The sequence below is a fragment of the Coleofasciculus sp. B1-GNL1-01 genome (genome assembly GCF_040220235.1).
GTDB lineage: Bacteria > Cyanobacteriota > Cyanobacteriia > Cyanobacteriales > Coleofasciculaceae > Coleofasciculus.
On record NZ_JAVJTO010000075.1, the window covers coordinates 58,961 to 83,480 of the forward strand.

The window sequence follows — 24,520 nt, forward strand, 5'->3', positions numbered from 1 at the left end:
AGCTCAAGACAAACACATAATTTTAAAGAAATACTTTCTGCCATATTCGATTGAGTAAAGGGCGATCCGATCAAATTGAGTGGACACATCTATTGATTTGTGCAAGCGTGTCGCCCTTACCCAATACTTAAAGATTATATGCTCCTATCGCCAACAATTCATTTGCTGATTATCTCTATTAATCTTTGATAATCATTGAAAACAAAAAAATCAATTGTTGTTCGTCGTCAGGGCTTGGGTTCCTCAACCTTGTTAAGTCTCAAGCGTTAATCCAACCTACAACCTCTTCCACCATTGTATGTATGTAGGTAGGGGCATCATCCTTGCGCCCCGCTCAGGGTCACACTAAGAGGTTTATAATACATTGTCATGATTTCCACCCAGATTTATTGTGATAAAATGGTGTACCCCAAGCCCTCGTTTATATGGTGGCAAATTCTCATCCTGATCAAATTGTTTTTGGTACTGATGATTGATCAATAATCAATTTAAATACCCTATTCCTTGACATGACTAATGACGATCTAGGTAGGTTGATGGAAATAAACTTAACCATACCAAGCTATGTAAACAACTCTCAAACCCTTACAAATGACAAATGACGAATGACAAATGACGATCACCGCCATTAACTTAAACTGTCCCTACCGACTTACTCACTATGTCTCATCGTCCCATTTACCTTGACAACCACGCCACCACCCCCATGGATGAACGGGTGCTAGAGGCGATGCTGCCCTATTTTAGAGAACATTTCGGCAACCCTTCCAGTATCAGCCATGCTTATGGTTGGGAAGCAGAAGCGGCGGTAAAACAAGCACGACAAACCCTTGCTGAGGCTATCCACGCTACACCAAAGGAAATCATCTTCACCAGTGGTGCAACAGAAGCAAATAATCTAGCAATTAAAGGGGTAGCTGAAGCCTATTTCAGTCAAGGGCGTCATATCATTACCGTCCAAACTGAACATCCAGCCGTACTTGATCCCTGTACCTATTTACAAGACTTAGGATTTGAGGTCACATTTTTGCCTGTCCAAAAGGATGGACTCGTCAACCTAACCCAGCTAGAAAAAACAATTCGTCCCGATACGATTTTAGTCTCGGTGATGGCTGCCAATAACGAAATTGGCGTATTACAACCCCTAGCTGAAATTGGAGAACTCTGTCACCAGCATCAGGTACTCTTCCATACCGACGCTGCCCAGGGGATTGGTAAAATTCCTTTGGATGTTGAGGTGATGAATATTGACCTAATGTCCTTCACTGCCCATAAACTGTATGGTCCTAAGGGGATTGGGGTGCTTTATGTCCGCCGCCGTAACCCTAGAGTTAAGTTAGCGTCACAAATTCAGGGAGGGGGACAAGAACGGGGAATCCGTTCGGGTACCCTCTACACGCCGCAAATCATGGGTTTTGCCAAAGCCGTGGAACTCGGACTCGCTGAACAAGCCTCTGAATCTCAACGCCTCCGCCAGTTACGGGAACAGCTTTGGAACACCCTGTCTCCGTTAGGGGGAATTCACCTGAATGGTCATCCAGAACAGCGATTGTCAGGAAATCTTAATATTTCTGTTGAGGGAGTGGATGGTTCTGCCCTACTGTTGGGATTACAGCCTGTTGTCGCCGTGTCATCGGGTTCAGCTTGCTCATCAAGCCACGTAGCGCCATCCCATGTCCTCTTAGCACTAGGACATTCAAAACCTTTAGCTCATGCCTCAGTCCGGTTTGGCATTGGACGCTTTAATACAGCCGAGGAAATTGATCGGGTTGCCCAACACGCGATCGCGACAATTGAATCCTTGCGTCAAGCTCAAACCCCTAAAACGTCGGTCTAGTTAGGGGGATTGGTGATTAGGGATTGGTGATTAAAGATTGGGACAATTCTTCCCTATCTCCCCCAGCTTCCTCATCTCCCCCAGCTTCTCCAGCTTCCCAGCTTCCCCAGCACCGATAACCCCCTCACAGCTAAACTGATAGTCTTACCCATTAACAATCAACAATCGAAGCAGTATAATGTAGAATTAAGGAAACAGTTGCGTACCTACAGTGACACTAGGTTCGACCTGTAGAAACTATCTCATAGATACTGTCCGTAACTGATTCACACTTCCAGACTTTTGACTTGCACGTTACCAAACTCCAATGCTTGCCCTTGGGCGAAGGGGCATGACATTGGCTACCTGTAGCATTGGAGAAAAAGTAGATCCATGAGAGTGTCAGTAGTCTTCAGTCACTCCCTGATCACGATTTACGTTTTCTAAGTAAAGCTAAAGTTTTTGCTTTTCAGAATCATAAAGGGTAGCCAAAGTAAGAGTGACCGATCAATTTTAGGTATGCGATTTAAGATTTTTGGTGAAAAAGGTAACTCAGACAAGCATTCAAGCATTATTAAAGCTTGGCTAGTTTGCCTGTTCTCTAAACTAATCAGCTATCTAAAATTTCAACAAAGACCAAGCTTCAGTACTTGAGCGTACTGCCAAATTTTGAGGGAATTGAATGGCAAAGCAAATTATTATTGCAGAGCAATATCGGCTGGCTGCTGTTTTTTCAGAAGATCAAATCCAAGAACTTGTCGTTGCCACGGGCAGCCACCAAGTCGGTGATATTTATCTCGGTATTGTCGAAAACGTTTTACCAGGCATTGATGCCGCATTCGTCAATATTGGTGATGCCGAACGCAATGGATTTATTCATGTCACTGACTTGGGTCCTCTGCGACTTAAACGTCGCTCCGGGGCGATTACGGAACTGCTTACCCCGCAGCAAAAAGTCTTAGTCCAAGTGATGAAGGAGCCGACGGGCAATAAAGGTCCTCGGCTGACCGGAAATATCAGCTTACCAGGTCGTTATCTGGTGCTGATGCCTTATGGACGAGGGGTTAATTTATCCCGACGGATAAAGAACGAAAACGAACGTAATCGCCTCAGAGCCTTGGCTGTGCTGATTAAACCCGCTGGGATGGGATTATTGGTTCGCACAGAAGCCGAGGGCAGAGCGGAAGAAGCGATAATGGAGGATTTGGAGGCGCTGCAACGCCAGTGGGAAGCCATCCAGCAGGAGGCAACTTCCACCAGAGCGCCAGCTCTACTTAATCGCGATGATGATTTTATCCAACGAGTCCTCCGCGATATGTACACAGCGGATGTGAATCGGATTGTGGTTGATTCCAATACTGGGGTCAAACGGGTAAAACAGCAGTTAGTAAGCTGGAGTGGCGGTCGATCACCGGAAGGGGTTTTAATTGACCATCACCGCGATCGCCTCTCAATTCTCGATTATTTCCGTATTAATGCGGCGATTCGAGAAGCCTTAAAGCCACGAGTTGATCTGCCATCGGGAGGCTATATTATTATCCAACCGACGGAAGCGCTAACCGTTATTGATGTAAACTCCGGTTCCTTTACCCGTTCCGCTACGGCGCGAGAAACCGTCCTCTGGACTAACTGCGAAGCCGCGACAGAAATCGCCCGCCAATTGCGCCTACGTAATATTGCTGGCGTAATCATCGTGGACTTTATCGATATGGACTCGCGGCGTGATCAATTACAAGTTCTGGAACATTTCAACAAAGCGTTGAAAATGGACAAAGCCAGACCCCAAATCGCCCAATTGTCAGAATTGGGGTTAGTCGAACTCACCCGCAAGCGCCAAGGTCAAAATATTTACGAATTATTTGGTCGCACTTGTCCAAGCTGTGGTGGATTGGGACATCTGGTGCATCTTCCCGGTGAGCCAGAACCTCAAGTACAGCAAGAGCCAGAGCCTATTTCTCGCGTTGACATCCCAGAAACCTCTGATCTTCCAGAACCCCTGGATATCCCTGGCTTTAATGAACCGGATGAACTTGAACTCAATCATCCGAGTTATCAAGAACGGGGAATCCCCAATGGCACTAATCGCCGCCGTCGCCGTCGCCGCCTGGAGGATGTAATCTCCAAGGATGAACCTGTAGCCAAGAGCAGCAATGTTCGCCCAATTACCTTGTCTCAACGTTCCTCTGATGTGAGTGAAGATGTAGAGGGGACGAGGCGCGATACGACATCTGTTGAACGTCCCATCGTGTCAGACTCCAGTGAACGAGTGGGCAAACCCCAGCTCATTCGGTCGGTGGTAGAAATGGAACCGCCGGAAGTTATTCAGGTTGAGATGACGCCGGAAGAACAGGATGTTTATGCTTTGATGGGTATTTCACCATTAGTGCGGTTAGATCAGGAGATTAGAAATCCCCGATCAGTTATGGTTTCGGTGGTGCTTCCTGGAGAAGCTGAATCGGATTCTTCTGACAATGACACTCCTGACAATGACACCACTGATAATGACACCACTGACGATTCATGGGAGGATAGGTCTCACCCATCAGAGGAGTCAGACTCAGAAGAGAGTTCAGACAAAGTACTGGTTACTTCTTCTGGAGAAGCCGTTGATGCTGATTTAGAATCATCGGCTGATTCAACCTCAACCAGCGAATCAGAAACAAAACCGCCTTTGATTCGCCGTCGCCGCCGCCGTTCTTCAGCAATGGAGAATGAGTAAGGGATAAAGGGGTTTCAAAAGCGGATTGGGTATCACCCCCCAAGTTAGGCTTCACCCCTAGCCCCTCTCATTCCCCCCTTATAGATCCCCCTCCCGTCCCCCTTAAAAAGGGGGAAGCCAGAGGATGCTTCGCTTTTTTGGCACAGGAAAGCCAGAGAATGCTTCGCTTTTTGTTCCATGGGGGAGGTCTTATTTATGTAACGGCAGAGCATAGTAAGAATCCATGAAAATGGAAAATTCGGCTAACTATTGTCAACTACCCGAACTATCAGGCGATCGCAAATTGGTCGCCGGAGTCGATGAAGTTGGGCGTGGCGCTTTATTTGGTCCGGTTGTGGCAGCAGCGGTTATTTTACCCGCATCGACTCTGCCCAATTTGGCTGGTTCTGGAATGAAAGATAGTAAACAGTTAACTCGTCTACGACGCCAGAAATTGGCGCAAGCGATTCAAGAGTTAGCCGTCGATTGGAGGATTGGTTATGCCACCAGTGCTGAAATCGACCAAATTAATATCTTACAAGCCTCTCTGTTGGCAATGAAACGGGCTGTGCTTAAGTTAAAAGTGCAGCCTGATTTATGTTTGATTGATGGGAGACAGGCATTGGTAGGCTTACCTGTACCCCAAAAAAGTCTGATTAAAGGAGATCAGCGATCGCTGGAAATCGCAGCGGCTAGCATTGTGGCGAAAGTCTGGCGTGATGATTTAGTTGGGCGTTTAGCGACGAAGTATCCTGATTATGACTTAGCCGCTAATAAGGGATATGGAACTCAACGACATCGTTTAGCCCTCCAACAGTTGGGACCTTCGCCCCAGCATCGCCGTTCCTTTCGTCCTTGTCAACTCAAGGATGGAAAATGAGGGAGTTGGGGTGTACAGGAGCGCAGGAGCAGGGGGAGCCATGTAGAGACGTGCCATGGCGCGTCTGGGAGATGGGAAAATGAGGAAGTTAACTCAAAACTCTACCTTACCTGTTCCATATCCCCGTTCCATATCCCTGTTCCCTGACAAATGACTAAATGCTGGGATTATCAGCGGGTGCAAGATGCTGAGAGTTAGGTTGAGCCAGGGTTTGGCGATCCGCGTTAGCCCATTGCCGATAATCCAATAGCAGTTGATGCATTAATTTCTGCTTAATTCGCAGCAACACACTTTTGAGTAATCCATTTCCGGTTGTTTCAATAATGGGTTGGGGTGTCATCGAGAGAGGAAAGGGAATATCCACCCGAACCTTTAAATCAGCCTTACCTTTAAGCCGAGTGGTGTTTTGCTGTTGCTCAGGATAGAGTTTTCCTTTGACCTCCAGGGTAAAGCGTTGATTGATGTAGTCTAATCCAGGAATGTCACAATCTACCGATCGCAGATGAACTGTACCGTCACTATCTGCCCAAACTTTGAGAATGACTCGTGGTTGAAAGGTTAAGGACAGAAAATGCAATGGACGCATCTTCAGGCGAAACTGCTCTGGACTCAGTTGCTCGATCAGATTCGGATCAGCGATCGCGTGTACCAGGCGCTGAGGTTGACGTAAATAGTGCTGAATCGGGATGGGTTGTTCAGATACGGCAAGTTCTACGGATTGGGATGCAGTAAACTGGCTGGTCATAGGGTGAGAGCAACGTTGGGTTTTGTCTAAGTTTCTTAAAGTTAATCTTACTTTAATTAAAGTTTATTTACATAACTGGGGGGAATTTTTTAAGGTTATGGGGATGAGCGAGTCTCGTAAATGAGACTACAGCATGTAACTTAATCCTTACTCCAATTGTAGAAATTATGCTCGCCAACCGTTATCTTCCTATAGAAGACTTTCAGTTCCTCGATCGGAGCAATGATTTAGTCCTAAGGACGGAAATTATTAAACCTCATTACTGAAAACAAATAAAGCATTAAATTATAAACTAAAACGCAGTTTATGTCAATTTCAATTGCCCATCTTGGACCACCAGGGACTTACGCAGAAGCGGCAGCATTAGCTTACTGTCGCACTCTTACCCGTGAATGTGATTCAAAAGCCTGGTTATGTCCTTATCCCAGCATTGCCCAAACTCTGCACGCCGTCGCCAAGGGGCAAGCAGATTTGGCGGTGGTGCCTGTGGAAAATTCCATTGAAGGCAGTGTCACGATTACGTTGGATACGCTGTGGCAACTCGATCAACTACAAATTCAACAGGCATTGGTGTTGCCAATCCAACATGCCCTGTTATCACGGGCATCTCGTCTTCAGGCAATCCAAACCGTTTATTCTCATCCTCAAGCCCTTGCCCAATGTCAAGGGTGGCTAGAAAACAGTCTACCCTTGGTACAACTCGTACCCACCAATTCAACCACAGAAGCCTTACAGCATCTGGATACTGACTATACGGCAGGCGTGATCGCGTCTCAACGGGCGGCGATGCTTTATCAATTACCTATCCTGGCGGCGGCTATCAATGATTATCCAGACAACTGTACTCGTTTTTGGATTGTGGGTCAGCAATCGTCTCCTGGGGGTAGTCATACCTCCCTAGCGTTTAGCACGCCCGCCAATGTGCCGGGAGCCTTAGTTAAACCCCTGCAAGCCTTTGCCCAGCGAGAGATTAACCTGAGTCGGATTGAGTCTCGCCCGACGAAGCGATCGCTGGGTGAGTATCTTTTCTTTATTGATTTAGAAGCCGATACCTCTACACCGTTGGTGCAAGAGGCACTCTCAGAAGCTGCCTCTCATACAGAAATTCTGAAAATTTTTGGCAGCTACAGCGTCATACCCATTGATTCAACCGCGCTGATTGAGAATTAAGCTTAGAGAATTAAGCTTAATTAAATGCATCTTTAAGAACTGTACGGGCAGCCAAATGATTGCGCGTGGAGGTAAGTATTTCCGCTTCGCGTTCCAAACGGGCTGCTGTATCCTGCATTTCTAACAACGCTTGTTGTTCCGAGGCGACGCCGTAAAGATTGCCCGCTACCCAATACGATAGTTCTAAGGGAAGGTCTGGCAAGTCTTCGGGCAGCTCGATTTTCTGATCCGTCAGCTTGGCAGAAAGATGGACAACATCTCGCAGCAATTGCTCAACGGATGTGGAAATTTCTTTTAAGTCTTTTTGAGAGGGTTGATCCTCTATCCATTCCACCAATCCGACACGATAGGGTTTTTCTCGGACGTATTCTAAAACCCGAAATCTTTGCTGACCCAGGGTTAAGACTTTCATCCGATCATCAGGCAGACGCTGGAAATGTATAATTTCAGCGCAGCAGCCAACGGCGGCGGGTTGACCTTGCACCGGGTCCCACATTAATACCCCAAAACGCCGATCGCTCTCCAAAATCGTGTTCATCAGGATACGATAGCGAAATTCAAAGATATGGAGGGGCAGAGGACGTCCCGGAAATAGAACCACTTCTGGCAGTGGAAACAAAGGAAGTTCTCTAACAGCAATTGAGGAAGAGGATGCCATTGTGCCTTGGTGAAAAGGGTAACTGCGCTTCTTTACCTACTTTAACGGATTTTTTGGGGACAAGAAGCCACAAAATCCGTTAAAGCTGTACTAACTCATATCTTGTCCGGTTTTATGGCATGTCTATTGCCTGTACTGATTTGGGCAAGAGCATTACCCTTCTACCCTTCTCATCTTCCACCCTATAACTTCACTTCAATATCCACACCAGCCGGTAAATCCAGTTTCATCAGGGCGTCAATGGTTTTGGACGATGGCTGATAAATGTCAATAAGTCGCCGATGAGTACGAGTTTCAAAATGTTCCCGCGAGTCTTTATCAACGTGGGGCGATCGCAAGACACAATAAATACGACGTTTGGTTGGTAAGGGAATTGGACCGACGGCGGCAGCATTGGTGCGATTTGCTGTATCCACAATCTTTTCGCATGAAGTGTCTAGTAATCGCCGATCAAATGCTTTAAGACGAATCCGAATTTTTTGCTGCTGAATCGTTGCCATTTTTTTGAGTTGTCTAGGTTCTGAAATAATTAGGAGCTTTAAGTGTTGAGAGTTGCATGAATGTTCCCGAACTCAGAACTCAACACTCGGAATTCATAACGTTTTGCCAACACAGAGAATAAGGAGCAGAGAAAAGCATCAGCTTCTCTGCTCCTACTCTTTGGAGTGAGAACAGGGCTACTTGAGGATTTTGGAGACAACACCTGCACCGATGGTGCGACCGCCTTCACGAATGGCAAAGCGCATTCCTTGTTCAATCGCGATCGGGTTGATTAACTCCACGGTCATTTTTACTCGGTCTCCCGGCATAACCATTTCCACATTGCTACCATCATCAGCGGTGTAGGAACTGATTGTTCCCGTCACATCGGTGGTACGAACGTAGAACTGAGGGCGATAACCGGAAAAGAATGGAGTATGACGTCCTCCTTCTTCTTTTTTGAGGACATAGACTTCCGACTCAAACTGAGTATGAGGCGTGATCGAACCGGGCTTGGCAATTACCATTCCTCGCTCAATATCTTTCTTCTCAACACCTCGGAGCAGAATTCCGGCATTGTCACCCGCCATCCCTTCATCGAGACTCTTCTTAAACATCTCAATGCCGGTGACGGTTTTCTTGACCGTATCCCGGAGTCCAACTAGCTCAACTTCGTCGCCAATCTTGACCTTACCGCGCTCGATCCGACCCGTGGCAACTGTCCCCCGACCGGTGATGGTGAAGACATCTTCAACTGCCATCAGGAAGGGCTTATCCACATCCCGTTCTGGGGTAGGAATGTAAGCATCGACCTCATCCATTAACGCATAGATCTGATCAACCCACTCATCATCACCCTTCTTAATGTTTGGGTTAGAGGTAAGAGAGTCAAGCGCCTTTAACGCCGAACCTGCCACGATGGGAATATTATCTCCATCAAATTCATAATCACTGAGGAGTTCGCGGACTTCCAGTTCCACCAATTCCAGTAATTCTTCGTCGTCCACCATGTCTTTCTTATTCAAAAAGACCACCAAGTTGGGGACGCCTACCTGCTTGGCAAGGAGGATATGTTCCCGTGTTTGCGGCATCGGACCGTCAGCGGCGGAAACCACCAGGATCGCCCCATCCATTTGAGCCGCACCCGTGATCATGTTTTTCACGTAGTCAGCGTGTCCTGGGCAATCAACGTGAGCGTAGTGGCGATTCGCCGTTTCATACTCAACGTGAGCGGTGTTAATGGTAATCCCCCGCGCCTTTTCCTCTGGTGCCGCATCGATTTCTTCGTACTTCTTGGCGGTTGCTTGACCTGATGAAGCCAGAGTCATGGTGATGGCAGCCGTCAACGTTGTTTTACCGTGGTCTACGTGACCAATTGTGCCAATGTTGACGTGGGGTTTAGTCCTTTCAAACTTTGAGCGTGCCATGAATTACGTTTTCCTTTTCTTAGTTATGCGTTCCCTTTGCTCTTAGCAATGATAGCTTCAGCCACGTTACGAGGCACTTCATCGTAGTTGCTAAACTCCATTGAGAAGATACCTCGACCTTGGGTTTTTGACCGGATATCCGTAGCATAACCAAACATCTCGGCTAATGGAACTTTAGCAGAAACTTTGGCAATACCTTCGTCGGTACCCATCCCTTCAATTTGACCACGGCGGGAGTTGAGATCGCCCATGACATCTCCGAGAAAGTCTTCAGGCACTTCAACTTCCACTTTCATCATCGGTTCGAGTAACACGGGTGCAGCCTTCGTTACGCCGTTTCTAATTGCCATCGAACCAGCAATTTTGAACGCCATTTCCGAAGAATCAACATCGTGGTACGAACCATCAACTAATGTGGCTTTGACATCGATGAGGGGATACCCAGCTAGGATACCCGATTCGCAGGCTTCTTTCATACCCTGCTCAGCCGGGGAAATAAATTCTCTCGGTACGGAACCACCAACAATCTTGGAGACAAATTCAAACCCACTACCGGATTCACCTGGCTCCAATTCAATGACGACATGACCGTACTGACCTTTACCGCCACTTTGGCGGATGAACTTGCCTTCAGCTTGCACGGATTTGCGAATGGTTTCTCGGTAAGCCACCTGAGGGGCACCCACATTCGCTTCAACTCGGAATTCCCGCAGCATCCGATCAACCAGAATTTCTAGGTGAAGTTCACCCATTCCCGCAATCACGGTTTGATTGGTTTCTGGGTCAATACTGACCCGGAATGTCGGATCTTCTTCCGATAAGGCTTGGAGGGCTTTGGAAAGCTTCTCCATGTCTTGCTTGGTTTTGGGTTCTACGGCTACCGAAATCACCGGTTCTGGAATATAAAGCGATTCCAAAATAATCGGGGCTTCTTCGCCACAAATTGTATCACCCGTGGTCGTTTGCTTGAGACCAATTGCCGCACCAAGGTCACCAGCGCGTAACTCATCGACCTCAATACGTTCGTTGGATTTCAAAATAATCAGCCGGGAGATACGCTCCTTCTGATCTTTGGTGGAGTTGAGAATATAGCTACCTTTTTGCAGAACTCCGGAGTAGACCCGCATGAAGGTTAAACGACCATAAGGGTCTGACATGATTTTAAATGCCAGCGCCGATAGGGGTACTTCATCATCTGCTGGTCGGTTGTCCGGTGTCCCATCTGGCAATAGTCCCTGAATTGGCGGAACTTCCGGCGGAGAGGGTAGATAGTCCACCACTGCATCGAGGAGTAACTGTACTCCTCTATTTTTGAAGGCTGAACCACACAGCACGGGAACAATCGTGCCGGCAATTGTACCTTTACGCAGGGCAGAGCGAATTTCGTCTTCGGTGAGTTCTTCTTCTGCCAGATATTTTTCTAAGAGCGCTTCATCGGTTTCAGCTACAGCTTCGATCAGCTTGACTCGGTACTCTTGGGCTAGCTCTTGAACCTCTTGGGGGATTTCGGTGTCTTGCATATCCGTACCCAGGTCATTGGTATAAATCCGGGCACGCATTTGCACAAGATCGACAATCCCGTGGAAATCACTTTCACTGCCGATGGGAATTTGGATCGCCACCGCATTGGTACGTAGCCGATCGCGGAGTTGATCGTATACTTTGAAAAAGTTAGCACCCGTGCGATCCATCTTGTTGACAAAGGCAATCCTCGGCACCCGGTAGCGATCGGCTTGACGCCACACGGTTTCCGATTGGGGCTGGACACCTCCCACTGAGCAGAACACAGCAATTACACCATCTAAAACCCGCATCGAACGCTCAACTTCAATCGTGAAGTCTACGTGACCCGGTGTATCAATGATGTTAATCCGGTGATCCAGCCAGTTCGTGCTGATGGCAGCAGCAGTAATTGTAATTCCCCGTTCCCGCTCTTGCGCCATCCAGTCGGTCACGGCTGTCCCTTCATGGACTTCGCCTAGTTTATGAACGATTCCTGAGTAAAACAGAATTCGTTCTGTTGTTGTTGTCTTGCCCGCATCAATGTGGGCGGCAATCCCGATATTGCGTATTTTCTCAAGCGGGATGGTACGTGCCACAGCTACCTCCTTCGTCTGTGCCGCAAGTTTACACGTTGCGTTACTATCTCTTTACAATTCTATACTTTGTTTAACTTTTTAGGGATTTGTCCTTTGTTCGTTATCCTACTCGCTCCTCAGAAACTCAGACAGCGACGTTATTTTTTGCCCACGAAATCCCCAAAATTAACCTTTACCCTGCCTTGGCGCTGTCCGTCATCAGCTTACTGAATTAGTAGCGATAATGAGCAAACGCTTTATTGGCATCTGCCATCCGATGGGTTTCTTCCCGCTTACGAATGGCATTCCCTGTTTCATTTGCCGCATCCATCAGCTCATTTGCGAATTTACTCGCCATACTTCTCCCTGGACGACTTCGGGAAAATTGGATCAGCCAGCGCATGGCTAATGTTATTCCGCGTTCTGAGCGAACTTCCATGGGAACTTGATAGGTTGCCCCTCCCACCCGACGGGCTTTCACTTCTACTAAAGGCGTGACATTCCGTACCGCTTCTTCAAATACCTCTAGCGGTTCCTTTCCGGTGCGTTCTTCAATAATTTTGAAGGCGTCATAGATAATCCGAGATGCTACTGATTTTTTCCCATGATGCATAATCCGGCGCACCATCATACTAAGCAGACGGCTGTTATAAACCGGGTCAGGGGGGACTGGGCGCTTTTTAACAACTGTGCGACGAGACATAGTAAGCCTTTACAAAATACATACACGGCAAATTTAACTATTTATCCTGGAACTGATTATTTTTTCTCCAGTCTTTAGGACTTGCTTGAAAAAAGCAAGCCACTTCATCTCCCTATTTTCCTGATCAAGTTACCCAAAACAAACCGCTATGGGTAAGTCTAGCAGGGTTGTGGCAGATTTAGAAAAGTTCTCTTGGTTTACTTAGGACGCTTGGTTCCGTACTTGGAACGACCCTGCTTGCGATCTTTCACACCCGCCGTATCTAGAGTTCCTCGAATAATGTGATATCGAACTCCGGGTAAATCTTTAACCCGTCCTCCTCTAATCATGACGACCGAGTGTTCTTGAAGGTTATGACCAATCCCTGGAATATACGCCGTCACTTCAAAACCCGATGTCAGACGCACCCTTGCCACTTTCCGCAGGGCTGAGTTCGGTTTCTTAGGGGTTGTCGTATAGACGCGGGTGCAAACACCCCGCCGTTGTGGACATTGTTTCAGTGCAGGCGATTTTGTTTTCGCCTTAATTTTGGCACGTTCGCTACGAATAAGCTGCTGGATAGTGGGCATGAGTTAAGGCGCGTGATATTCCTTGAATCGTTTGCAAGTATTGACAAATTCTGATTGTACTGACTTTTAGGCAACAATGTCAATTTTTTGATCATTAATCCTTGGTCATACTCGCTTCCTTGAGAAGCAAGCTACGTCCTTTGTCCTTTAATTACCCATTCAACCTAGGATCATTCCTCACGTCTTAACTCGAAACGAGTTACCACAGCCACAGGTTTCAATGGCATTGGGATTATAAAAGCGAAACCCACCGCCCATGAGATCTTCGGAATAATCTAAGGTGAGGGTAGTTAAATGCTTGATGCTTGCCTCATCTACGACAACAGCGACGCCTTGACAATCATAGACGCGATCGCTTGCTCCGACGGCATCATCAAACTCCAGAGTATAGTATAAATCGGCACATCCTCCTGGCTTCACGCCTAAGCGTAATCGAGCTTGCTGTTGCTGGCGCTTGGTTTGTAGGCGTCTAATTTCAGCGATCGCCGCTTGACTCAGTGTAATCATTGGTTTTGTCCTGGGTCAGAAATCATCTTAACAGGCAAAAAAATTTCCTCCCCTAGTATTAGGGAGGAGTAAATTTGGCGTCAAGCTAGTCAAGCCCAGGTCAGCAGTATAGCCCTACGGGGATACGTTAGGACATTCCCCTGTTGCCTGTTGCCTGTTGCCTGTTGCCTTTTCACCCAATTGTATTGTCCTAACCTTAATGCGTAGTGCTATATTAGCTAGCTACTTCAGACAATCCAACCTATTGTGAGGTGGACTCGCTGCGGGCGTAGTCATCTTCATAGCGAATAATGTCATCTTCGCCAAGATACTCGCCATTCTGTACTTCAATTAATACCAGCGGAATAACACCCGGATTTTCTAGGCGATGAGCATGTCCTTGAGGAACATAGCTGGACTGATTTTGATGAATCAATAATTCCTTATCCCCGCAAATAACCTTCGCCATGCCACTGACCACAATCCAGTGTTCACTACGATGGTAGTGCATTTGCAGACTGAGGCGATGACCAGGCTTCACCTCAATACGCTTAATTTTGTATCCTCGCCCCTCTTCCAGAACAGTAAATGAACCCCAAGGTCTTAGTTCTGTAGCGGCAGCGCCTTCGGCAGTCAACGATCTGGGTAGGGTGATCGCCGAATCTTGAGGAACTGCTTGCTGAACCATAGTATTTCTCCTGAAAATAGTTACGGCTTTGTTAATCGCGTGTAAAAACAGTTTATCGAATATCGAGCTATTGCTCGGTTATCAACAACACAAAAGCCAGCCACAATTAACATTAGCAAATTCAGCTTATATTTTGCATGCATTAGGGGCTGGATACGTCAAATTGTAGGAAGTCTTCACATTTAGAGGCTTGAGCTTTATCGAAACTTTAAGAAAGGAGTCGGACAACAGAATGGTACACTTATTAAGTTTTGTAAATAAGCCTCAAACCCTTACAAAGGACACAGGACGAATGACAAATGACAATCTCCACCGTTAGCTTTTATTGTGTCCACCTACTTATAGGGTCGGAAGAGTCCCAAACCATTGTGAACACGGGCGGCTGTATAGGGAGAACGATCTAGAAGATGACCACCCAAATAGAGTCCAGTAGAACTGCCACCGTCTAGATTGAGTGCATCAACTGCTCCGAGTTGTTGCATTAACTGTGCCGTTTCGGTCAAGTTAGGTCCTCTGCCACCGACACGATTATGGATAGCGGCAATAATTAGCGTGCCATTTGCCGTGATCCCGATCGCACTCCGAATGGCAGATTGTTGAGCAAAGGCATTACTAAATTTTTCGGCTGTGGCATCTAACACAATTTGGCGATTTTGCAGTAACAAGGGACCTGCACCCAGGATATGAGGATAATTATTAAACTCAGTCGGCAAGGTTTTCTGTTCAATCTGGACTTGTGTGCCAATCGGTAGAGTACTTACCGCAACTTTTGAATCACCGCCTCTACCCGTGAGTAGATAGCCATTAACTGGAATAAAAAACGACTCCTCACCTGCGACTCCTCCGGGTAATTGAGCCGTAATCTGGTTATTTTGCACAACCGAGATCACTTCATTATCGGTTAATGGGGTGTATGTTTCGCCCCACTCTGGGGTATAGCGAGATATCCCGGCTTGCACATAACCGCTATTCAGAAACAGAATTGGGAAACGTTTTCCATTGGCGGTAATTAAGGTTTCCTGAAGGCTGAGGCGTCCAAATTTAAATTGATGCTGATCCGTCCAGGCGATCGCACCTCGGTTGAGAATGGGTCCAGAATACCAGCGTCCATCCCGGCGGATTGCACCTAAGGGCAGTTGATTATTGCGGTTAAAAAAGCCACCATTGATGGCAGCAGCAGCTTTCCATAACTGCGCGGTTTTAATCAGGGGGGCGGTTCCCACTTGAGTCGTGGGATTACTCCACATCGGTTTCAGATTAACTTGCGGATTTTTGGGATCAACCTCTAGCCACACCAAAGGAAATCGAGTATCACCCAGAGTCACAGTCCGCTGACGCCACCAAATACCTGGCGCCCACAGAATATCTTTTTCCACCATGGCATTGGGACGAAGTTCGATGACTAAGCGATTGGGGTTGGGTAAACTAAAAACGTGTAACTGTAGACCATCTGGAATCGAAACCCCGATAGTGGTTTTAGTCTGATTGGTTTCAACTTGGATAGTCGGTTGATTGTCTAAGGCTTCATTATCTTCCTCATCTCCCTCAACTTCCTCAACTTCCTCATCCTCCTCATCTTCCACGACCGGGGGCGGGGTAAACTGTTCAATCAGGGATGGATTCGCGATCGCTTCTAAAATAATTGCTCCTTCACCAGGGCTTCTGCTCACTTGCCAAGGTGTGGGACGATCTAAATCAAGGACAATTCTAAATCCCCATAGCAGCGTCTCTTGTTGAATACTGTCTAGTTGTGCAGGTATAGACGTTAGCGCGAGTGTATCTCCTTGACCTTGAAATTGCCATCCCACCTGTTGAGCCAACTCTGTAACATCTAAATAGCGATAAGCATCACGATGGTGAGCCACGAAAAAGAGGGGCGTAGTCAGGGGATTAGAGAACCACTGTATCGGTTGTTGTGTCCAATTGCGGGTACTCAACAATTCTAGTCCGAAGAGGTGTTGAACTCCTACATCACTGATACCCGTGCGTATAACTTCCCCAACCTGCCACTGTTTCCAAGCAAGGGGTACGATTCGACCATTTAAGGAGAGTTTTGTCCCCCCGCCAACGACTTGAGTTGGGGTTTGAGCGAATCTATGAGTCTGAGACGAGGAAGTAACGGCTTCAGCTTCTACTAATTCGCGATCGAGTTCAAGGGTTGACTGAACGACTAAACGTTGCAGAATTTCCCCCATGGTTAGACTTTCTATTACTAGGGATTCTGTAGAATTAACACGTTGAGCGGCTAAACCTAGACATGAAGCGCAAATTGCTAAGATTCCTATCACAATTTGGGCTTTATTCCGTGAGAAGACCTTGGTCATAATCTTGGCTTTGGTGTGAGATGACTTAACGTTTAACCATACCGATAAACTAATTCCTGTATTGTAGGTCTATTCAAAAAATTAGTTCAATTTTTTGGAAGACTCCCGTTTGAGTAAGGCTCCAATGCAAAGGGCTGTGGCTGAACCAATAATAGTTAAGGGTTCAGGAACAGTTTGAGAATCAGTTTGATATTGGGTCTGCTTACTGGGACTACAATGTTAATCACTGCTATAGCAACAATTATTCCAAGTACAATTAAAACTGAAGTCGGAACAGGCTCAACGGATTGGCTTTCGGGACAACTTGCTATGAAAAAGTGGTATCTGCCAGCTTCAATTATCTCTGTAGTTGTTGGATTAGTGTTTTTGATAATCGGTGACGGAACAAGTCAAGGTGCAGGCACAACCGGCTGGCAATTTTTTGTTTTAGCATATTTCCATGGGATAACATGGTTGCTCTTATCAGTATTCTTTATGCTTAAACACAAGTCATTCAACAATGCCGACTATATTGGTTACGCAGCTTTAGTGGTATACATTGTGTTTTTAGCAACGCTGTTTCTTGGATAATACACCTGCCGCACAGTACAAATTATAAAATCCTTAAATCAGATATAAGATTAAGTGCATCTGTTTCCATTCTTCAGTACTAACAGTTTTACTAGGTTGCGTCCGGTGACACGAACCCTATATTTTCGCCTGCCTACTCCGCCAAAGTGCGATCGCCTTCTCAACCATATTGGACTGAGCCGGGGAAATATCCATTACCTGATGCTGGAAAGAGAATTGATTAAAGCTTTCGGTGGGGATTGGCAGAATCGGATGTGAACTCTCCCCGGCTGGCTCTTTGTTATAGCGCTTCGCGCTGGTCTAGTTACACTTTGTTTGTACGAACATCCCATCTGGACTTAGCTTCAGAGAAGGGAGTTGTAAATACACGCCTAGCGACTTGCTATAAATGGTCGTTTGAGCAACTTCTCTCATATCCTCACAATCATCATCTGACTGTGCCAGTTCTGCCCAGCTGGTGAATCTGTCGCCTTTACCCCCGACAGCGTTTCAGGTTTCTGGTTAGGTAGCGATCGCGTTCCCCTTGTTCAATTCTTTCGGCTAATAACTTTTAAGCGATAGTCTCAAGTCCTGGCGCTATTGTAATTCTTACCCGTTGGGAGTTTCACTTGGGGACGATTTAGTGATTGAGTCGCAATCACTCTCGGATTTTTCACGGATTATCACTTTTGAGTAATTTTTCCCCGGTGACAGCTACTTTTAACCACGAAACAACGGTTTAACAACACTTTCAGCCTTTTCAAGTCCAGCGTCATACCAGGGAACCGCGTAGCCTGGTTTATCGCTTTGGGATTATTTAGATTTATAAGTTTTGCTTGGGTAGATTTCCCGCGATCGCCTTCTGCACGACTTCCGCCCAGTTCACACTGGATATCACTGACTCGGTTAACACGCCATCTACAATCTCTTCTCCCGACTCACCCTTCAGATAAGCCAGCAACGCCGAAGCATCCAACACTACCGTCATTCAGTCTCTTCCTTTCTCGCGGCTTGGCGACGTTCAGCGATCAACTCATCGACCAAACTGCGATTTTTGGGTATCTGTGCGAACCGTGCCTTCAACTTTTGCTTAATCGCCTCTGGCTTTTCCAACACCAACCGCCCCGCCTCCTCACGGGCAACTAGCTTATCCCCTTCCTCAAACCCCAACAACCGCCGCAACGCTGCCGGAATGACTAACCGCCCCTGACGACCCAAATGTACTTCTACGGATTTGGATAGTTCGCTCATCTGCTTTATTTGTGTCACATTATTCATTCTATGCCACGGATTGTAAAATGTGGCATTACTCCAGAGTGAGCAAGGAAACACCAAGGCTCTTGGCTCCTCCAGATAAAATTGTTTGCAGCTAGGTCGATTAATCGGTTAATAGTTTAAACTCATGGCATAAGGGATTGCCAGAGTCAAGTATTTTCGCTAGGATCAATCTCCCCATCTAAAGAGCTTCATTTGAGAACCAAAGTGGCTGACCCTTCTGGGTCTGTAGTTTAGTGGCTGATGCTACTCCGTCTGCCAACCGTATATATAAAAATATTAGGACAACCACGCCAACTGGACACGAGATGACTCACACAATGATCACTAGAGAGCGAATTAACGTCAATTATTTCTCTATTTTTCAGTTTTTCAATGGAACTGGCGATGACGTAGCCGACTTGGATAGAACTGAGATTTTACCGCACTGGTAATCAATTTCTAGTTACCGTAAGGTGGGCGATAACAACTAACGATCAGACAAGGGTTTCAAGGTTTATACCCCTTGCCCCCCTACCTCTAGTGACGAATGACCAGTGACCAATGACCAATAACACTAGGAACTATCTTATGACAAACAGGAGCATCAACCCAAATCAACAGCATCAATCTTGGAGTCGAGACGATGTAGCCTATCCAGGACAACGATGGTTGGTGGAAGAACGAGATGCTTGCGGTGTTGGCTTTATCGCCTCAGTCGCAGGTGTCGCTAGCCATGAACTGATTGAACAGGCACTTTCGGCATTAACCTGTTTAGAACATCGCGGTGGTTGTAGCGCTGACCGAGATTCGGGTGATGGCGCTGGCTTGATGACGACGATTCCTTGGGGATTGTTTACATCTTGGTTTGAGGAACAAGGAATCACCATGCCACCAACCGATCAGTTGGCGGTGGGTATGGTATTTTTACCCCAAGATGGGACAAAAGCAGCTAAAGTTCGGGAAATTGTTGGCGGAGTCTTTGAACACGACGGTTTCACCGTATTGGGTTGGCGTGTCGTTCCCCTAAACGAGTCAGTTGTGGGACCTCAAGCCCTGGACAATCAACCACACATTGAGCAAGTTATTGTTAGCTGCCCCAATCAAGCTGGGGATGATCGGGAACGTCTTCTCTATAAAACCCGCCGTCGCATTGGTAACGCCTTAGAAGCCGATGGTACGCTTCATTGGTCGGATGATTTATACATTTGCTCCCTCTCAAGTCGCACAATTGTCTATAAAGGCATGGTGCGTTCGGCGGTACTGGGTGAATTTTATCTTGACCTAAAACAGCCGGAGTATCAAAGCCCTTTTGCCGTTTATCATCGCCGTTTTAGCACCAATACCCTACCCAAATGGCCCCTCGCCCAACCGATGCGGTTGTTGGGACATAATGGGGAAATTAATACGCTGCTGGGCAATATTAACTGGATGAAGGCAAGGGAAGCCGATTTATCCCATCCAGTCTGGGGGAACGACATCGAAGACCTCAAGCCCACGGTTGCTCCGGATAATAGTGACTCCGCTACCCTGGATAATATATTCGAGTTACTCGTGCGATCGCGTCGTAGTCCTTTGGAAGCCTTGATGATTATGGTGCCCGAAGCCTATAAGAATCAGCCCGATTTGCAGGATCATCCGGAAATTGTTGATTTTTACGAATATTACAGCGGCATTCAAGAACCTTGGGATGGTCCGGCGCTGTTAGTCTTTAGTGATGGTCAAGTCGTTGGTGCAACCCTTGACCGCAATGGATTGCGACCTGCCCGTTATAGTATCACCCGGAATGGCTACGTGGTGGTTGGATCAGAAGCGGGTGTCGTAGATTTACCCGAAGCAGATATTGTGGAAAAGGGTAGACTTGGACCCGGACAGATGATTGCTGTGGATTTAGCCAACCACGAAATTCTCAAAAATTGGGACATCAAACAGCGAGTTTCCCAACGGCTACCCTACGGCGACTGGCTGAAACAGCATCGTCAGGTTTTATCCCCTCAAGGGTTTACCGATTCAACTCAACTCGACGCCCAAACCTTACTCCAGCAGCAAACCGCCTTTGGGTATACGGCTGAGGATTTGGATATGATCCTGGAACCGATGGTGAGTCAAGGGAAAGAACCAACATTTTGTATGGGGGATGATATTCCCTTAGCCATCCTCTCCGATAAGCCGCGCCTGCTGTATGACTATTTCAAACAACGGTTTGCCCAAGTCACCAATCCACCAATTGACCCCTTGCGGGAAAGTCTGGTGATGTCCTTAAGTATGGAACTGGGTCAACGGGGGAATCTGCTAGAGGCTAAACCCGAGTATGCCCAATTGCTGAAACTGAAAACCCCGGTTCTGAATGAAGCCGAGTTAAATGCGGTAAAAGCGTCTGGGTTTGCTACGACTGAACTCTCCACATTATTTGAGATTAGCGCGGGTCCGGATGGGTTAAAAGATGCCATTGACCGATTATGTGACCAAGCCGACCAAGCGGTGAAATCTGGCTCAAAAGTGCTGATTTTGAGCGATAAAATTGGTGGGAGTGTAGGAGAAAACACCAGTTATATTCCACCCCTATTGGCAGTGGGGGCGGTTCACCATCACCTGATTCGCGAAGGGTTGCGGATGAAAGCCTCTCTGGTTGTAGAAACGGCGCAATGTTGGAGTACCCATCATTTTGCTTGTTTGATTGGTTATGGGGCTTCAGCAATTCATCCCTATTTGGCATTGGAATCTGTGCGTCAGTGGTGGTCGAATCCCAAGACCCAGAAATTGATGGATCGGGGTAAAATTGAACCCTTAACCATTGAAGAAGCCCAGAAAAATTACCGTAAGGCGGTGGAAGCCGGGTTATTGAAAATCCTGTCCAAAATGGGGATTTCTCTACTCTCGTCTTACCAAGGGGCGCAGATTTTTGAAGCCTTGGGAATTGGTGCAGAGGTATTAGACTTAGCCTTCTGCGGTACAACCTCCCGCTTGGGTGGTTTGAATCTGGCAGAATTGGCACAGGAAGTGATTGCCTTCCATCAACGGGCGTTCCCAGAGTTGACAGGTAAGAAACTGGAAAACTTTGGCTTTATCCAATACCGTCCCGGTGGGGAATATCACATGAATAGCCCGGAGATGGCAAAGGCGTTGCATAAAGCCGTGGCATCTTTTAATGGTAATGGTCAGGATGCGTCGGTTAAAAACGGAAACGGCAAAACTGACGAGGAAAAGACCGCTTATGACCACTATGATGTCTATAAGAAATACCTGGAAGACCGCCCGGTCACGGCGTTACGGGATTTGTTAGACTTCAAGAGCGATCGCACCCCGATTCCGATTGAGGATGTAGAACCTGTGGCGGAGATTGTCCAGCGTTTCTGTACCGGGGCGATGTCCTTGGGTTCCCTGTCGCGAGAGGCACATGAAACCTTAGCCATTGCCATGAATCGGATTGGTGGGAAATCCAATTCCGGTGAAGGGGGCGAAGACCCAGTTCGGTTTAAAGTCTTAGATGATGTGGATAATCAGGGGAATTCGCCCACATTGCCCCATCTCAAGGGACTACGGAATGGAGATACGGCGAGTTCCGCCACGAAGCAAGTCGCATCCGGGCGCTTTGGGGTGACGCCAGAGTACCTGATCAGTGGCAAACAATTGGAAATTAAAATCGCCCAAGGTGCGAAACCGGGAGAAGGGGGACAGTTACCGGGGAAAAAGGTAAGTCCTTATATTGCCATGTTGCGGCGGTCTAAGGCTGGTGTACCCCTGATTTCCCCACCGCCTCACCACGATATCTATTCGATTGAAGACCTTGCCCAGTTAATTTTTGACCTGCATCAAATTAATCCAGAGGCGAAGGTGTCGGTAAAATTAGTGGCGGAAATTGGCATTGGTACGATCGCCGCAGGTGTGGCGAAGGCAAATGCTGATGTGATCCAGATTTCCGGTCATGATGGCGGAACGGGCGCATCGCCTCTGAGTTCGATTAAACACGCGGGTGTGTCTTGGGAGTTGGGTGTCACTGAAGTGCATCGGGCGCTGATGACCAATCAACTACGCGATCGCGTGATTTTACGGGCAGATGGTGGCTTCAAAACCGGCTGGGATGTCGTTATGGCGGCGTTAATGGGCGCGGAAGAATATGGCTTTGGTTCGGTGTCGATGATTGCGGAAGGCTGTATCATGGCGCGGATTTGCCACACGAATAACTGTCCCGTTGGTGTAGCGACACAGCAAGACCATTTACGCAAGCGGTTTACCGGAATCCCCGATCATGTGGTCAACTTCTTCTACTTTGTCGCCGAAGAAGTGCGATCGCTCTTGGCACGGTTAGGCTATCGTAAGTTAGATGAGGTAATTGGTCGGGCAGATTTACTCAAACAACGCGAGGATATCGCGTTAACGAAGACATCCACCGTATCGGTGAAATGCTTAACTGATTTACCGGATACAAGTCGCGATCGGTCATTCCTCAACCATGAGGAGGTTCATAGTAATGGACCCGTTCTCGATGATCAACTCCTGGCTGATCCAGAGATTCAAGCTTGCATCGCCAACCAAACCTCACTCACCAAAGATGTCGCGGTTCTGAATACCGACCGAGGAGTTGGCGCACGTCTAGCGGGTGCGATCGCTAAAAAATACAGCGATACTGGCTTTGAAGGCGAAATTACCCTCAACTTCAAAGGTGCAGCCGGACAAAGCTTTGGTGCCTTCAATCTGCCCGGAATGACTCTGCGTCTAGTTGGGGAAGCCAATGATTATGTGGGTAAAGGAATGCATGGGGGTGAAATTATTATCACGCCTCCCCCAGAAGCCACCTACAACCCCGCCGAAAACGTAATTGTCGGCAATACCTGCCTCTACGGTGCCACAGGCGGTACGTTATTTGCCAATGGCTGGGCGGGTGAACGATTCGGCGTCCGCAATTCTAAAGGTCAAGCGGTGATTGAAGGCGCTGGTGATCACTGCTGTGAATACATGACAGGTGGTGTGATTGTCGTTTTAGGTCATGTTGGGCGCAATGTGGGTGCAGGGATGACAGGTGGTTTAGCCTACTTCTTGGATGAAGATGGCAACTTCCCAGCCAAAGTCAACCCTGAAATTGTAAAGATGCAACGGGTAACCACATCGGCTGGGGAACAGCAGCTAAAAGCCCTGATACAAGCCCATGTTGACCGCACCGGAAGTGATAAAGCCAAGACAATTCTGGCAAATTGGTCGGACTTCATCGGTAAATTCTGGCAAGTCGTGCCACCCTCGGAGGAGGATACCCGCGAAGCCAATCCCGATGCGGTGGCAGAACGGGAGTTAAGTCCAGTTCAGTAACGCCAGAAACTAGGGGTTTTGGCAAGATTGGACAAGGATGAAGGATAAAACTCAGGTTTGCCTTCATCCTTACTGTTTTTTCTGGCAAATCCTTCGCCAGAAGGAACCTTTAAGCTGGGTTATCCTTCATAATTTAGTAAGGAGAGAAAAAGTCTCCTGAGTTTGTACTGCGATACTATCGACCTTTTGTAGAAAAAAGCACTGCCATGGTTCAATACTCCATTAGTGCCACCAACAATCCCAAAAAACCGATCAAACTGTGCATCTGGGAATCGGCTGTGCTGACCGACTCTCGTGTTCGACCCTTTCACTTCAAAGCGAATTATAGCTGTGAGACTCTACCCGAAGCCATGGAGATTCTCCAGCAAGTTGAGACGGAGTCCCAACAATACGAGGCGGTTGCCTAATCAACCAAAGGACAAATAACGAATATAGCGTTTTCAAATGAGACAAGAAGAATGCTCATAGTTTTCTAAGTTATTGGACTTTGGACAAAAAAAATGCATTTGCGTAACTTTTACGCAAATATAATTTGAAGTTAATGAAGAGCAATTAATTGGACTATGACCGAAAAGTTTTACTCGTCTTTAACTCCCTCATTTTCCCCAGAGATATCCGGCTCAGTTTCTCCTCCAAAACAAACATCTAAATAACTTGACTGGAGAGAATTAATAACTCTTTCCAATTCGTC

Annotated in this window: 19 protein-coding genes and 2 pseudogenes; 8 read left to right on the forward strand and 13 right to left on the reverse strand. The window is 47.2% G+C overall.

What is annotated here, in order from left to right:
• Window positions 1-661 precede the first annotated feature (661 nt).
• The 3 genes from RID53_RS18700 to RID53_RS18710 all read left to right on the forward strand — a co-directional run bounded on the left by RID53_RS18700 (window position 662) and on the right by RID53_RS18710 (window position 5,394).
• On the forward strand, window positions 662-1,837 hold the full coding sequence (locus RID53_RS18700; protein WP_446389523.1) for a cysteine desulfurase family protein: 1,176 nt from the start codon (window positions 662-664) through the stop codon (window positions 1,835-1,837).
• A gap of 661 nt (window positions 1,838-2,498) precedes the next feature.
• A complete protein-coding gene (locus tag RID53_RS18705; RefSeq protein WP_446389524.1) occupies window positions 2,499-4,535 on the forward strand; it encodes an Rne/Rng family ribonuclease in 2,037 nt (678 codons plus the stop codon).
• Between the two features lie 223 nt (window positions 4,536-4,758).
• On the forward strand, window positions 4,759-5,394 hold the full coding sequence (locus tag RID53_RS18710) for a ribonuclease HII (RefSeq protein WP_446389525.1): 636 nt from the start codon (window positions 4,759-4,761) through the stop codon (window positions 5,392-5,394).
• Between the two features lie 154 nt (window positions 5,395-5,548).
• Here RID53_RS18710 and RID53_RS18715 read toward each other — a convergent pair whose 3' ends face one another.
• Window positions 5,549-6,139, reverse strand: a complete 591-nt coding sequence (locus RID53_RS18715; RefSeq protein ID WP_446389526.1) for a DUF1997 domain-containing protein — start codon at window positions 6,137-6,139, stop codon at window positions 5,549-5,551.
• A gap of 306 nt (window positions 6,140-6,445) precedes the next feature.
• On the opposite strand from RID53_RS18715, the gene pheA reads away from it, so the two are divergent.
• Window positions 6,446-7,309, forward strand: coding sequence for a prephenate dehydratase (gene pheA / locus RID53_RS18720; protein ID WP_446389527.1), 864 nt, complete (start codon window positions 6,446-6,448; stop codon window positions 7,307-7,309).
• 16 nt (window positions 7,310-7,325) lie between these two features.
• Here the strand turns inward: pheA and RID53_RS18725 are convergent, their stop codons facing one another.
• From RID53_RS18725 to RID53_RS18770, 10 genes and pseudogenes are all read right to left on the reverse strand, one after another.
• The gene (locus RID53_RS18725; RefSeq protein ID WP_044208968.1) at window positions 7,326-7,967 is read right to left on the reverse strand and encodes an LON peptidase substrate-binding domain-containing protein; all 642 of its coding nucleotides are present in this window, start codon (window positions 7,965-7,967) and stop codon (window positions 7,326-7,328) included.
• A 182-nt stretch (window positions 7,968-8,149) separates the two neighbouring features.
• Window positions 8,150-8,467, reverse strand: a complete 318-nt coding sequence (gene rpsJ / locus RID53_RS18730; RefSeq protein ID WP_044208966.1) for a 30S ribosomal protein S10 — start codon at window positions 8,465-8,467, stop codon at window positions 8,150-8,152.
• Between the two features lie 177 nt (window positions 8,468-8,644).
• Entirely contained in the window at window positions 8,645-9,874 is a 1,230-nt protein-coding gene (gene tuf / locus RID53_RS18735; protein WP_446389528.1) for an elongation factor Tu, read from the reverse strand.
• Between the two features lie 23 nt (window positions 9,875-9,897).
• Window positions 9,898-11,973: an elongation factor G gene (gene fusA / locus RID53_RS18740; RefSeq protein WP_446389529.1), complete on the reverse strand. Its 2,076-nt coding sequence runs from the start codon at window positions 11,971-11,973 to the stop codon at window positions 9,898-9,900.
• A 211-nt stretch (window positions 11,974-12,184) separates the two neighbouring features.
• Entirely contained in the window at window positions 12,185-12,655 is a 471-nt protein-coding gene (rpsG, locus tag RID53_RS18745) for a 30S ribosomal protein S7 (RefSeq protein ID WP_006103261.1), read from the reverse strand.
• Window positions 12,656-12,852: 197 nt separating this feature from the next.
• Window positions 12,853-13,224: a 30S ribosomal protein S12 gene (gene rpsL, locus RID53_RS18750; RefSeq protein WP_006103254.1), complete on the reverse strand. Its 372-nt coding sequence runs from the start codon at window positions 13,222-13,224 to the stop codon at window positions 12,853-12,855.
• A 177-nt stretch (window positions 13,225-13,401) separates the two neighbouring features.
• A complete protein-coding gene (locus RID53_RS18755; RefSeq protein ID WP_446389530.1) occupies window positions 13,402-13,731 on the reverse strand; it encodes a HesB/IscA family protein in 330 nt (109 codons plus the stop codon).
• A 241-nt stretch (window positions 13,732-13,972) separates the two neighbouring features.
• Window positions 13,973-14,398 (reverse strand): phosphomannose isomerase type II C-terminal cupin domain, encoded by a 426-nt coding sequence (locus RID53_RS18760; RefSeq protein WP_446389531.1) that lies wholly within the window; start codon window positions 14,396-14,398, stop codon window positions 13,973-13,975.
• A 335-nt stretch (window positions 14,399-14,733) separates the two neighbouring features.
• Window positions 14,734-16,722 carry a phosphodiester glycosidase family protein gene (locus tag RID53_RS18765; RefSeq protein WP_446389532.1) on the reverse strand — a complete coding sequence of 663 codons (1,989 nt, stop codon included), beginning with the start codon at window positions 16,720-16,722 and terminating at the stop codon, window positions 14,734-14,736.
• Between the two features lie 81 nt (window positions 16,723-16,803).
• Window positions 16,804-16,890 (reverse strand): annotated as a pseudogene (locus RID53_RS18770) (PEP-CTERM sorting domain-containing protein); the annotation flags it as partial.
• 48 nt (window positions 16,891-16,938) lie between these two features.
• Between RID53_RS18770 and RID53_RS18775 the strand changes: the two are divergent.
• Together RID53_RS18775 and RID53_RS18780 are read left to right on the forward strand one after the other, a co-directional pair.
• Entirely contained in the window at window positions 16,939-17,292 is a 354-nt protein-coding gene (locus tag RID53_RS18775) for a hypothetical protein (protein ID WP_446389533.1), read from the forward strand.
• Window positions 17,293-17,397: 105 nt separating this feature from the next.
• Entirely contained in the window at window positions 17,398-17,550 is a 153-nt protein-coding gene (locus RID53_RS18780) for a hypothetical protein (protein ID WP_446389534.1), read from the forward strand.
• A gap of 562 nt (window positions 17,551-18,112) precedes the next feature.
• Here RID53_RS18780 and RID53_RS18785 read toward each other — a convergent pair.
• Window positions 18,113-18,259, reverse strand: a pseudogene (locus RID53_RS18785) (PIN domain nuclease); the annotation flags it as partial.
• Window positions 18,256-18,522 carry an AbrB/MazE/SpoVT family DNA-binding domain-containing protein gene (locus tag RID53_RS18790; RefSeq protein WP_044209065.1) on the reverse strand — a complete coding sequence of 89 codons (267 nt, stop codon included), beginning with the start codon at window positions 18,520-18,522 and terminating at the stop codon, window positions 18,256-18,258. The pseudogene RID53_RS18785 and the gene RID53_RS18790, both read right to left, overlap by 4 nt.
• Before the next feature lie 594 nt (window positions 18,523-19,116).
• Between RID53_RS18790 and gltB the strand changes: the two genes are divergently transcribed.
• Window positions 19,117-23,829, forward strand: coding sequence for a glutamate synthase large subunit (gene gltB / locus RID53_RS18795; RefSeq protein WP_446389541.1), 4,713 nt, complete (start codon window positions 19,117-19,119; stop codon window positions 23,827-23,829).
• Window positions 23,830-24,035: 206 nt separating this feature from the next.
• Complete coding sequence (locus RID53_RS18800) at window positions 24,036-24,236, forward strand: hypothetical protein (RefSeq protein ID WP_446389535.1); 201 nt, start codon at window positions 24,036-24,038, stop codon at window positions 24,234-24,236.
• Window positions 24,237-24,520: the final 284 nt, after the last annotated feature.

Coding starts and splice junctions, on each gene's coding strand:
- RID53_RS18700 (WP_446389523.1), top strand. CDS start 662: ATGTCTCATCGTCCCATTTACCTTGACAACCACGCCACCACCCCCATG.
- RID53_RS18705 (WP_446389524.1), top strand. CDS start 2,499: ATGGCAAAGCAAATTATTATTGCAGAGCAATATCGGCTGGCTGCTGTT.
- RID53_RS18710 (WP_446389525.1), top strand. CDS start 4,759: ATGAAAATGGAAAATTCGGCTAACTATTGTCAACTACCCGAACTATCA.
- RID53_RS18715 (WP_446389526.1), bottom strand. CDS start 6,139: ATGACCAGCCAGTTTACTGCATCCCAATCCGTAGAACTTGCCGTATCT.
- pheA (WP_446389527.1), top strand. CDS start 6,446: ATGTCAATTTCAATTGCCCATCTTGGACCACCAGGGACTTACGCAGAA.
- RID53_RS18725 (WP_044208968.1), bottom strand. CDS start 7,967: ATGGCATCCTCTTCCTCAATTGCTGTTAGAGAACTTCCTTTGTTTCCA.
- rpsJ (WP_044208966.1), bottom strand. CDS start 8,467: ATGGCAACGATTCAGCAGCAAAAAATTCGGATTCGTCTTAAAGCATTT.
- tuf (WP_446389528.1), bottom strand. CDS start 9,874: ATGGCACGCTCAAAGTTTGAAAGGACTAAACCCCACGTCAACATTGGC.
- rpsG (WP_006103261.1), bottom strand. CDS start 12,655: ATGTCTCGTCGCACAGTTGTTAAAAAGCGCCCAGTCCCCCCTGACCCG.
- rpsL (WP_006103254.1), bottom strand. CDS start 13,224: ATGCCCACTATCCAGCAGCTTATTCGTAGCGAACGTGCCAAAATTAAG.
- RID53_RS18755 (WP_446389530.1), bottom strand. CDS start 13,731: ATGATTACACTGAGTCAAGCGGCGATCGCTGAAATTAGACGCCTACAA.
- RID53_RS18760 (WP_446389531.1), bottom strand. CDS start 14,398: ATGGTTCAGCAAGCAGTTCCTCAAGATTCGGCGATCACCCTACCCAGA.
- RID53_RS18765 (WP_446389532.1), bottom strand. CDS start 16,722: ATGACCAAGGTCTTCTCACGGAATAAAGCCCAAATTGTGATAGGAATC.
- RID53_RS18775 (WP_446389533.1), top strand. CDS start 16,939: ATGTTAATCACTGCTATAGCAACAATTATTCCAAGTACAATTAAAACT.
- RID53_RS18790 (WP_044209065.1), bottom strand. CDS start 18,522: ATGAGCGAACTATCCAAATCCGTAGAAGTACATTTGGGTCGTCAGGGG.
- gltB (WP_446389541.1), top strand. CDS start 19,117: ATGACAAACAGGAGCATCAACCCAAATCAACAGCATCAATCTTGGAGT.
- RID53_RS18800 (WP_446389535.1), top strand. CDS start 24,036: ATGGTTCAATACTCCATTAGTGCCACCAACAATCCCAAAAAACCGATC.